This window comes from Chloroflexus sp., from assembly GCF_034432675.1.
GTDB lineage: Bacteria > Chloroflexota > Chloroflexia > Chloroflexales > Chloroflexaceae > Chloroflexus.
Map to the genome: position 1 here is coordinate 1 of NZ_DAOUBI010000217.1, position 10,884 is coordinate 10,884.

The window sequence follows — 10,884 nt, forward strand, 5'->3', positions numbered from 1 at the left end:
CGGCTGGCGCGGCAGCATGGCTGCCGCACTCTAAACGACGCCACACGCGGATGATGAGCGAGCAAGGCAACCAATCCAGCACGTGATGGCACCGGAGATGGTTATGAGAGCGCAACAGTACAACTTTTTATGAAATAAGTTCTAACACGTGTTGAGAGTCAACACTTTTAATCTGTGTCTTCGCGCAAACATCCAATTGCCTTTCTGTCAATTACAGAAGGTAAAGTTTAACGTTCGTCAGTCGGGCAGCTCTCCTTTGCCGGACTACAACAATTGTGCCGGAAGAAGCCGAAACGAAGGTCTTTCCCCTCGCTGAAGTTATTGAATGTGCATGATAGCTCACCACCCGTGCCGCGCTGGTGGCATCATCAGTGTGGATTGCCATCCGTGTTCTACACCCGCCGCCTCATCGACGTGGGCTATGGCGTGCAGGGCACCGGCGATGGTGTCGGCGTGGGCTGCGCCCAGGATCAGCGTGCCCGCACCACCGGGGACGACAGGCAGCACGGTGGCGACGTGTACTTGCCATCGACGGCAGTAGCGCTCAGTGCGCTGGTAAAGTAACTATCGTCTTGTAGTTTGCCGGTAGAGGTCTGCTACTGAGGTCGAAGACTTGGTATGGTAATATGCCCGACCCCTGTCGGAGCGTTGTCAGTTCTCGTTTCACAGGCTCCTCTACCGGTGTCGGAAAATACCTTAAGCGTTGTCCTTTTCCCCTCCTGCGCACCTCTCATCTAACAGGATATGCAAGGCGGAATGATCCAGTTCACCCAGGCCGCGCTCTACGAGTGTTTCGTAGCGTGCAATGGTGTCGTTCAGATGTGGTAAAGCAATGCCTGCTGCCGATGCCATTGCTGCGGCCATGCGCAGATCTTTGAGCTGGGTGGTTACCTTACCGCCAGGGGTGTAGCGCCGCGCCGCCATGCGCTGGCCGTGGATCTGGAGCACTTTTGAGTCGGCAAAACCGCCGGCTAATGCTGTTCGTAACAGTGCCGGGTCGATTCCGTAGGCTTCGGCCAGAACCGTCGCCTCGGCGATGGCCTGGATTGTCAGGCCGACAATAAGCTGGTTGATGACTTTTACTGTATGTCCGGCACCCGGCGGGCCGACGTGTGTTGGGCGCCCCAATGCACGAAGGATCGGTTCTGCCCGTTCGACATCGCTGGTCGTGCCGCCAACCATGATAGCCAGCGTTCCGGCAGCCGCACCCTCTGGCCCGCCTGAAACGGGTGCATCAACCCAGCCGATGCCGCGATTTGCCAGGGTTGCGGCATAGGTCTGGGAGTGACGTGGATCGGAGCTGCCCATGTCGATGATTAACTGCCCCTCGCGCAAGAGAGGATCAAGCCGGCTTAAAAGTTCAGTGACTGCCGCTGAGTCGCTGAGCATCAGGATGAGGGTCTCGGCCTGAGCCGCTTCAACCAGTGTTGCGGCCAGTGGTATCCCTTCAGTGAGCGCTGGGTCGAGTGGTGAACGATTCCAGCCGGTAACGCTGAATCCTGCCTTCAACAATGTACGCGCCATTGGCCGCCCCATTAAACCCAGACCGATTAATACAATCTTCATTGGCTTGTCTCCGTCAGCATGGTACGCTCCATGAGGCGGCGTAGTCGTACTGTTGGATGATTGGTCTCGTAGGCAACATCGTCCCAGCGCACGACTGCACCGGCAGGAATGGGGCGAAGGGTGCGAATGTTGTGCGCCAGGCCAATCGGGAGTGCGCCCAGCGCAACCGAGTCGGCTGCCGGCATCAGTTTGCCGTAGACGGTGTAGCCACCTTCGCCATCAAGGGTCTCGCCTTCGATCAGATCGCGTTTGGCAACCGCAACCACGTCGCCGAGGAATGCCTGTGGGTATCCGGTTGGTTCCTGCCGTAAGCCGACCCGCAATACGGAGATCGGTAATTCCAGTCCAATGAGGTGGGATGGCCGATACAGGGCACTGTACGTGCCGCTGGCGTCGGTCACCAGACCGTATTCGGCAAAACAGCGCCGCACGTAGTCGTCAGGGGCAGCGAAGACGACGTAAACGCCCCAGCGCAGGTCACGAAATACCGGCCGTCCATCACGCTCTAACGACGAGACAACCTCGACCGTTCCTGCATGTGCGAGTTGTCCGCCCGCTTCACGTGGACGTAAGACGTGTGGGAGATCGTCCACGCCACACGGTGGAAATGCCAGGCCGTGCGGTTGTGGACGCAGCAGGCAGGCATTAGCGACAGCCGCCATCTCAATTGCCGATTTGGTGCCGTCGAGGAATGAGTTGAACATCTGGGGGTTCATCCCACCTGCGGCAGCCTGTTCGGCACTGAGGCCGTAGTACTGCCAGACCGTTTCCGGCGTGCTCTGATGATAGTGTGGCAGATAACGGGTTCCCTTGCCGGCGCAGATCACCTCGAATCCACACGCTCGTGCCCATTCGACCTGTTCAGCAATCAATGCCGGCTGATCGCCGTAGGCCAGTGAGTAGACCACGCCTGCCTCGGCAGCGCGGCGGGCAAGGAATGGCCCCAGGAGGGCATCGGCTTCAACATTGACCATAACGATGTGGCAGTGGTGCTCAATTGCCATCAGACAATGGGCCACACCGGCTGCCGGTGCGCCGGTTGCTTCAACAATAACCTCAATCCCATCAGCCGCAATCAGAGCAGGTGCATCATCGCCGATGAAGGTCGTGCCCTGTTGCAGAGCGGCGGCAAGCGATGGAGCGGTATACTGCTCCTTTGACCAACCGGCGCGCTCTAATGCCAGCCGCGCCCGTTCCGGCGCCAGGTCTGCGACGCCGACGACGTGTAGTCCCTTCACCCGTCGCGCCTGGGCCAGAAACATGGTGCCAAATTTGCCGGCGCCAATCAGACCTACCCGTAACGGTCGCCCTTCCGCAACACGACGGGCCAGGAGCGCGTGTAGATCGTTCATATTCTCCTCAATCTGCTACTCAGCCGGTATCTTTTGCCAGACATTCATCGATACATCATATTTTACTCGATAGATTGTGGTACACTGCCAGTATGCAGGAACAATTAATCAGACAACTTCGTCGCCTGAGTGCGCAACGCTGGCGGCAGTATACAATTGAACAACTGATACGTTCGCTCAGTATCGGGCTGCTTGTCGCTTGTATTGGCGCCATGCTGCCTGTGTTTGGCTTTGCCCCATTGCCACGGTCGCTGTTTGGCTGGATCATTGTCGGTAGTACGATGGTTGGCTGTCTACGGGCGCTGAAGTTCTGGCTGACGCCAACGACAGCCGCTCGTCGCCTGGATCGGCGGTTTGGGCTGCAAGAGCAATTGAGCACGGCTCTGGAACTACAAGGCGCTCAGGTGGGGGTTGCCGGCAGGTTGCAGGAACAGGCGCAAGAGAGTGTACAGCGCGTGCAAAGCTATCTCAGCCGATCCCGTCAGCCGATCTGGTCAGAAGCACTCATGCCGGTCGCGTTACTGTTGATGCTCGCTGGCTTGCTGATGATCGTCACCCCGCCAATCCCAGCCGTCGGTGAAGCGGAACCGTTGCCCGATCTTCTCCAACCCGATCCGGTCACCACCCAACCCGATCCTGTTCCCACCGAATCCGTTCTCTCGCCGGTATCAGGGAGTGATCTGGACGTGATTTCAGCGCTGGCCGATGCCCTGCGCGATCAGGCATTGACGCGCCCCGCAGCAGAAGCTCTCGATCAGGGCGATCTTGCCGGGGCGGCTGATGCCCTACGCGAACTGGCCGATCAGATGGGTGAGATTTCACCGGCAGCTCGTGAAGCATTGGCTGAGTCGTTGCGCGAGGTAGCCCGTGCAATCGACCAGACCCGTCCTGATCTCACCGATCAGTTGCGAGCCACTGCTGATGCACTTCAGTACGGCGATAGTGTTGCCGGTGCGACCGGTATGGATGCGCTGGCCGATGCGCTTGAGCGTCAGCCGACGGCACCAGTAGCCGGCGGTGGAGGTGGGGCCGGGAACACGCCGGGGAGCCAGCGCCGTGAGCAGTCGTTTAACCCATCTAGGGTTGATGGTACGCCGTTAGAGCTAACGACTGATGGTAGTGGTCAGGTGCAGACAACCGGCACGTCTGCTGAACAATCAATCGGTGCTTCAGCGGGTGAACTGGTGATTCGTCCCGGCAGCGTCAATGCCGGTGGCCCGGTACAAACAGCCGCCGATCCGCTTCAAATTCCTACGGATGTTCGCGATGTGGTTCGCAACTATTTTTCGCCGTAAATCAGATAATCCGCCACCACCTTTGTTCGACGAAGCTTTTCTGCGTCGGCTTGAACGACTGAGTCTGCAAGCGCAGCGGACTCTGCGCGGTACGCCAATTGTTGGTCGTTATCCCGGTCGGCAACCGATGCCGGCAACCATTTTTAGCGATCATCGCCCCTACACGCCCGGTGATGATCCCAGGTATCTTGACTGGCATGTCTACGCTCGCCAGGAACATCTGCTGGTGCGTTTGGGCGAAACCGAACAGGATGTGGCGGTTAGTCTGATCCTTGACACCTCGCGTAGTATGGTGACCGGCGATCCGGAACGGTTGCGCCGGGCAATTCAGTTGACCGGTGCTATGGGCTATCTGGCGTTGGCCCACGGTGATCGAGTGACCGTCTTGACCGGTGATCAACCGCAGCCTCTCTTTGGCCCGGCACGTGGCAAAATGCGTGAGGTTGAACTCTTCAAGGCGCTGCGTGACCTGACACCGACCCGCCGCATCGATTTAGAGCAGGCAGCTCGCCAGATAGCGCAACATCATCCCAGGGGCGGTCTGGTGTTGTTGCTCTCCGACCTGCTCACCCCGATGCCGGTTGAGCGGCTGAACCAGATTTTGCCTGCACCGCGCTGGCAGGTTATGGTGCTGCATCTGCTGAGTAACGCCGATCTGAACCCGAATCTGTATGGGCCGCTGGAGTTGGTTGATAGCGAAACCGGTGATCAGTTGGTTGTTGATCTTGATGAGGCGACATTGGCGGCTTATCGTGCTGCGGTACAGCATTGGCGTACATCAATCGCTCAGCACTGCTCTGCCCGTGGTTTGCATTATGCGCCGGTATTGACCGATTGGGTGCTGGAACGGCAAGTGATCCCGTTTTTGCGCATCCGCCGCTTTCTGACCTGACGTCGGTCAGGCGCGTTTGCTGTTGTGCAAATCCGGTATTGGGCATTGCCGGTTGTAATTCCGTTCAGGGCATTTGCTCTCTGCGCGGATGTTCGTGATAACGACGTATCACATGTGCCAGGCTCTGAGTCTGTCAATGTAGGAGACCCATGACACTACTTGCGCCATTGGGCTTACTCGCACTGCTAGCGTTGCCGGTGATTGTGATATTGCATCTGATTCAATCACGGCGGCGGCGGGTAGAAGTGCCTTCCCTGATCCTCTGGCAACAACTGCCACTACAGCCCATAGCTCGTCGTCGGCGCCGGCTACGCCTGACTTTCTTGCTCTTCTTGCATCTGTTGGCCGCATTTCTGATCGGCATGGCCATTGCCCAACCCCAAATAACCTGGCCGTGGCTCGGTTCGCCACGCAATCTCGCCATCATTATTGATACGTCGACCAGTATGGCGCTGGTTGAAGATGGCAGGAGTCGGCTGGATCAGGCTCGTCAACAGGCAGCGACGTTGATTGGGCAGATGCGAGGTTCCGATCAGGTGATATTGATCAGTGCCGGCCCGCAGGCGCGTCTGATCGACCGGGGGCAGGTTGTTGATAGAGAGCGATTACTCGCTGTCCTTGCTGCATTGCGTATTGAAGGTGCCGGGAGTGACGTTACCGGCGCACTGACTATCGCCGAGACGTTTCTGATCGATCAACCGGGTGCCGGGGTTGTTCTGTTGACTGATGGGGCTTTACCACCACCTGATCTCACCGCACGACAACTACCCATTCGGGTCGAGGTGTTGGGTACCGTGCAGGCAAATCGTGCGGTCGTGACTCTGGCTGCGCAACCGGGGCCGGCGAACGAAGTTCATATCTACGCTCGTTTGCTGAACGCCGGTGATCGCTTCTTCCGTGGCCCGGTTCGGCTCTGGATCGACGATCAGAACAGCCTGACCGAAACCGTGACAATGCAGGCAGGTGCTACGCTCGAATTAACCTGGACATTTCCCGGCCCGGCCCGTCAGGTGCGGCTAGAGATTGCCGGTAACGATGGCTTACCACTCGACGATACTGCCATGGTGGTGATGAATAATCAACAACCGGTTCGAGTCCTCTTGGTTGGCAGTGGCGTTGAGGCGCTTACGCGTGCGCTGCAAGCGATGCCGGATGTAACCCTGACGACAATATCGTCAGCAACCTATAATCCCGATCAGGCTCCACTGGCCGATGTTACCGTTTTGGTGAACACGTTGCCGCCGCGCTGGCCGGAGGGTGGGGTGCTGGTCATCAATCCGCCTGCTGGGTCACTGCTGGCGGTTCAGGGGCGGGCGCCGGCTGAAGCAACCGTTACGCTGACCCCTGCCGGTGAAACGCTGCTACGCGATATTAATCTGAGCGGTGTGAACTGGGGGGCAGTAGTGCTCGGTAATCCGCCCGATTGGTTAACGCCGCTGGCCTTTAGTGGCAATCATCCGCTTATCCTGCGGGGCCGTTTTGAGCGCAGTGATGTCGCGGTCTGGAACTTTGATCTGACCGATCATCCCATCACCAGACGCCTGGCGTTTCCGTTGCTGGTGGCCCGTACCATTCGTGATCTGTCGCCGCCGCTGTTGCCGACGGCAGTAATGTTTGGCACACCCATCATCTATGCGACCGATCTACGGACGACTGATCTGGAAGTGCGCCATCCAGACGGTACCCGTGACGTGATGACCATCCAACCGGCGTTACCCGTCGTGTTGGAACCGTCGCAAGCCGGTCTTTACCAGGTTCGTGAGCTGGCCGGCAGGCAGTTGCTGCGTGAAGCGCAGATTCCAGTGAATGCCGGTTCTCTGCTCGAATCTGATGTGACGCCACGGATTGATAATACTACCGTTGGCTCTACACTCGTGCCGACAGCCGTGCGTACTCCTGCGCCACAGCCTGTGTGGTCGTGGCTGGTGATCGCGGCTATCGGCATCCTAGTCGCAGAATGGCTCTACATTCAGCGCAGACCAATCCAGGAGGGACGATGATCTGGCAGGCACCGCATATGTTCTGGCTGCTCCTGGTTCTGCCGGCGCTGCTGCTTATCTGGCGTCGTGCCGGTAATCGTCTGCCCTGGAGCGTGGTTGGGATGCGCCTGGCAATCGTCGCGTTGTTGGTTGGTGCCCTGGCCGATCCCATCCGACCGTTAGCTGGTGTGCCACTCACCGGCCCGCTGATCGTACTCTACGATCAATCCGATAGCCTGACACCTGCCGGGCAGGCGGCTATTCGCGCCGAAGCCGAAGCGATTGCCGCTGCCGCCGGCCCAAAGACCCGGCTGCTCGCGTTCGGGGCTGATGTGGTGGCGGGTGGTGATCGGCTCCCCGATGGCGCCGGTAGTGATCTGGCCGCCGCCATCACCACCGTTCGCCACCTGCTCCCCGGTGGTGGGAGAGTCATTTTGATCAGCGATGGTCAAACGACGGGGGGTGATGCTCTGATTGCCGCACAACAGGCTGCGCAGGCCGGTATTCGGATCGATGTGCGTCTTGTCTCGCCACCAGCGGTTTCCGAAGTAGCAGTGACGCGCTTCGATGTACCTGCGTTTGTGCGCAGCGGGGAAACCTTTGAACTACGCATCGCTACGTTTTACCGGTCACCGGTCAGTAGTGACGCACTGGCGGCGCGGTTACGGATATGGGCAGACGATCAACTACTCGGTGAAGAACCGATTTTTATTCCTTCCGGTTCCTACGAGTTTGTAGCGACACACACCGCCACCGAACCGGGTATTGTCCGTCTGCGTACCGAGCTTGTGCTCGATGGGAATGACACGTTTGCGGCCAACAATGTAGCGGGTGCGACCACGCTGGTCATGCCGCCACCAAATATCCTGTTGATTGAAGATAGCGGTGATGAAGGTGCTGTCCTCGCCGATGCTTTACGTCGATCTGGCATGGTGATCGAACGCAGCAGCGCCTCTGAACTACCGGCAAATCTCGATCTGCTTACCCGCTTCGACGGCTTCGTGCTGGTCGATGTCTCGGCCTTCCAGCTCTCATTAGAGCAGATGGTTGCCCTGCGCGAGGTGGTACGCAGCGAAGGCAAAGGCTTGACCGTCATCGGTGGTAATCAGTCGTTCACCCTGGGCGGGTATGCCGAAACCCCTCTCGCCGATGCACTGCCACTGTTGATGACACCACCACCACGACCACAACGAGCGCCGGTATCGCTCCTGTTCATTATTGATCGTTCGGCCAGTATGAGTGCTACCTTTGGGATCAGCAAATTTGACATGGCCAAAGAGGCAGCTATCCTCTCACTGGCGATGCTCCAACCAGGTGACCGGGTTGGTGTGTTGGCCTTCGATACCGAGACCGTCTGGACGGTGCCATTCCGCACGGTTGGCGAGGGCGTTTTGCTTGCCGAGTTGCAAGACCAGATTGCGACAATGTCGCTCGGTGGTGGAACGAATATCGAACGCGCCCTTTCGGTTGGGTTACCGGCACTGGCAAATGAACCGTACAGCACACGCCATGCCATATTACTGACCGATGGTCGTAGTTACAGTAACAACTACCAGCGCTACCAGCAACTGGTAGAGAGTGCGCGCGCTGCCCAGATAACGCTCTCGACAATCGCCATTGGCAGCGACTCCGACACCGAACTCCTTAATCAGTTGGCTGCTTGGGGGAATGGCCGTTACTACTATGTCGCCGACGCGAGCGATCTCCCGCGGATCACGTTTCAAGAGAGCGAGATCGCAACCGCTGAACTCACCGTCGAACAACCGGTACCGGTGATCTTGCATCAGCCTCACCCCTTAGTACGTAACCTCAATCCGCGCGAACTCCCTACACTTGACGGATACATCGCCCTCCAGCCACGTCCTGAAGCCTCGCTGGTGCTGAAAAGTCCTGTGGAAGATCCGTTGCTGGCGGTCTGGCAGTATGGACTGGGACGTAGCGTTGCCTGGGCGGCGAGTGTAACCTCGCCATGGGCAAGTTCATGGCCGGCTTGGTCAGGCTACGAGCAATTCTGGGCGCAGATCGTGCAGTACACGCTACCAACCTCTGATAGCGGCCCGTTGCAAGTGTGGGTTGAAACGGCGAATGGCCATACCCGCCTGGTCGTTGACGCTCGCTCAGCCGGAGGGAAGCCGATAGACCTGGCCCAGGTCACTGCCCGAACAACTCTGCCCAACGGAAACGAGCAGAACATTAATCTGATCCAGGTTGCGCCGGGGCAATACGCTCGCGATCTCTCGTTTACAAGCGTTGGCCCCTATGCGATCACGGTGGTCCTCTTCGCCAACGGGCAGACGTTACAACGCAGCATCGGGTATGTCCAACCGCCCCCGGCGGAGTATGCGTTTCCGCCACCACAAACATCACAAGGGGCGAGTCGGTTAGAACAGATCGCTACGATGACCGGTGGGAGTATGGAGGTTGATCTCTCTGCGACCACACCGGCGGCTCGCGCAAGCGGCGAAGTAGTAGCGCTCTGGCCATACCTGGCCGGACTGGCACTCCTGCTCTGGCTGGTCGAGATTGCCCTGCGCAGAAATCGCCTGCTGGTGTAGTGCGGCTGGTACACAGCACGGTAGACCAACCTGAAGGCTACTGGTATCGGCCTGAGCCGCACCGATTCCTCACACCTCACAACGGGCATATACTTTCAGGAAAGCGTCAGCAGATGAGAGAACAACCTTCGTACACCACAACGATATGATACCTGAGATTGACCACATCATCACCACCGCGATTCACGAGCGTATCTTTCCAGGCGCCATCATCCTGGTGGCGCAGGACACTAACCTCCTGCATGCGGCAGCTTACGGTACAACGATGTACGATGATCCCGGCACCATGCCGGTGACGCTTGATACCATCTACGATCTGGCGTCGTTAACCAAAGTCTTCACCGCTACTGCCGCACTCCGTCTGCACGACGCCGGCATGCTACCACTCGACCAACCCATCCAGCACTGGCTACCGGCACTGTATGCACCCCACATCACCGTTCGCCATCTTCTGAGTCATTCCAGTGGTCTGGCCGTCCAACTGGCGCCCTTAGCCCGCGCCGGCGCAGCAACGATCAGAACAACGGTCTACACAGCCACTCCCCGCCATCCACCCGGTCGCATCGTCGAGTATGCCAACCTCAACACCCTGTTGTTGGGTGATGTCGTGGCCGCGATCTACGGCGGTTCACTGGCCGACGCTCTGACCGAACTGGTCTGTGTACCGCTCGGTCTGCACAAGACGCGCTTTAACCCACCGACGGAGTGGCGTGCAACCATTGCCCCCACCGAATGGGACTGGGAGTGGCGTGGTGGTCTTGTTCACGGCGTGGTGCATGACGAAAGCACATATGCGCTAGGTGGAGTTGCCGGTCATGCCGGCCTTTTTGGTCCAGCGGCTGAATCGTTGCGGCTAGTTCAGCTCTTCCTTCAGAAAGGTGCCTGGCAAGACCAGCAGCTCCTGCGTACCGAGACAGCGCTGGCTGCACTAAGGCCACAGCCGGTCTCTGATACCGGTCGATTGGTGAGCGGTTTGGGTTGGATGCTACACCGTCCATACATGGGGAGCGCCATTCACCACGGCTTCGGCCATAGTGGTTTTACTGGCCCCCTCCTGATCGGCATTCCCCAGCGGAGACTGGCCATCGCCCTGCTGTGCAACCGCACCTACCCCAAACGGACACCGCCGCCGTACCGTCACCATGCGGTTGCTGCTATGGTTGTAGACGCAATCCTCCAGGCGATAGATCGTTAGCGCTCTAGCCAGTCAGGTTGCCATCAGTACAGGTATAATGATAGAGAGCG

Annotated in this window: 8 protein-coding genes; 6 read left to right on the forward strand and 2 right to left on the reverse strand. The window is 58.5% G+C overall.

Annotation, left to right across the window (positions count from 1 at the left end):
- Positions 1-387 precede the first annotated feature (387 nt).
- Entirely contained in the window at positions 388-564 is a 177-nt protein-coding gene (locus tag VAE55_RS16100) for a hypothetical protein (RefSeq protein ID WP_322816749.1), read from the forward strand.
- Positions 565-696: 132 nt separating this feature from the next.
- Here the strand turns inward: VAE55_RS16100 and VAE55_RS16105 are convergent, their stop codons facing one another.
- Together VAE55_RS16105 and VAE55_RS16110 are read right to left on the reverse strand one after the other, a co-directional pair.
- Entirely contained in the window at positions 697-1,566 is an 870-nt protein-coding gene (locus tag VAE55_RS16105) for an NAD(P)-dependent oxidoreductase (protein ID WP_322816750.1), read from the reverse strand.
- Positions 1,563-2,918: an NAD(P)H-dependent oxidoreductase gene (locus VAE55_RS16110; RefSeq protein WP_322816751.1), complete on the reverse strand. Its 1,356-nt coding sequence runs from the start codon at positions 2,916-2,918 to the stop codon at positions 1,563-1,565. The genes VAE55_RS16105 and VAE55_RS16110 overlap by 4 nt, the downstream gene beginning before the upstream one ends.
- A 92-nt stretch (positions 2,919-3,010) precedes the next feature.
- On the opposite strand from VAE55_RS16110, the gene VAE55_RS16115 reads away from it, so the two are divergent.
- The 5 genes from VAE55_RS16115 to VAE55_RS16135 all read left to right on the forward strand — a co-directional run bounded on the left by VAE55_RS16115 (position 3,011) and on the right by VAE55_RS16135 (position 10,834).
- Positions 3,011-4,213, forward strand: coding sequence for a hypothetical protein (locus tag VAE55_RS16115; RefSeq protein ID WP_322816752.1), 1,203 nt, complete (start codon positions 3,011-3,013; stop codon positions 4,211-4,213).
- Positions 4,185-5,105: a DUF58 domain-containing protein gene (locus tag VAE55_RS16120; protein ID WP_322816753.1), complete on the forward strand. Its 921-nt coding sequence runs from the start codon at positions 4,185-4,187 to the stop codon at positions 5,103-5,105. Before VAE55_RS16115 ends, VAE55_RS16120 begins: the two co-directional genes overlap by 29 nt.
- Positions 5,106-5,254: 149 nt before the next feature.
- Positions 5,255-7,105: a VWA domain-containing protein gene (locus VAE55_RS16125; protein ID WP_322816754.1), complete on the forward strand. Its 1,851-nt coding sequence runs from the start codon at positions 5,255-5,257 to the stop codon at positions 7,103-7,105.
- The gene (locus tag VAE55_RS16130; RefSeq protein ID WP_322816755.1) at positions 7,102-9,639 is read left to right on the forward strand and encodes a VWA domain-containing protein; all 2,538 of its coding nucleotides are present in this window, start codon (positions 7,102-7,104) and stop codon (positions 9,637-9,639) included. Before VAE55_RS16125 ends, VAE55_RS16130 begins: the two co-directional genes overlap by 4 nt.
- Positions 9,640-9,784: 145 nt before the next feature.
- Positions 9,785-10,834: a serine hydrolase domain-containing protein gene (locus VAE55_RS16135; RefSeq protein ID WP_322816756.1), complete on the forward strand. Its 1,050-nt coding sequence runs from the start codon at positions 9,785-9,787 to the stop codon at positions 10,832-10,834.
- Positions 10,835-10,884 lie beyond the last annotated feature (50 nt).

Bases quoted from the DNA above. Each gene is read 5' to 3' on its own strand.
- VAE55_RS16105 (WP_322816750.1), bottom strand. From the start codon at position 1,566: ATGAAGATTGTATTAATCGGTCTGGGTTTAATGGGGCGGCCAATGGCG.
- VAE55_RS16110 (WP_322816751.1), bottom strand. From the start codon at position 2,918: ATGAACGATCTACACGCGCTCCTGGCCCGTCGTGTTGCGGAAGGGCGA.
- VAE55_RS16115 (WP_322816752.1), top strand. From the start codon at position 3,011: ATGCAGGAACAATTAATCAGACAACTTCGTCGCCTGAGTGCGCAACGC.
- VAE55_RS16120 (WP_322816753.1), top strand. From the start codon at position 4,185: ATGTGGTTCGCAACTATTTTTCGCCGTAAATCAGATAATCCGCCACCA.
- VAE55_RS16125 (WP_322816754.1), top strand. From the start codon at position 5,255: ATGACACTACTTGCGCCATTGGGCTTACTCGCACTGCTAGCGTTGCCG.
- VAE55_RS16130 (WP_322816755.1), top strand. From the start codon at position 7,102: ATGATCTGGCAGGCACCGCATATGTTCTGGCTGCTCCTGGTTCTGCCG.
- VAE55_RS16135 (WP_322816756.1), top strand. From the start codon at position 9,785: ATGATACCTGAGATTGACCACATCATCACCACCGCGATTCACGAGCGT.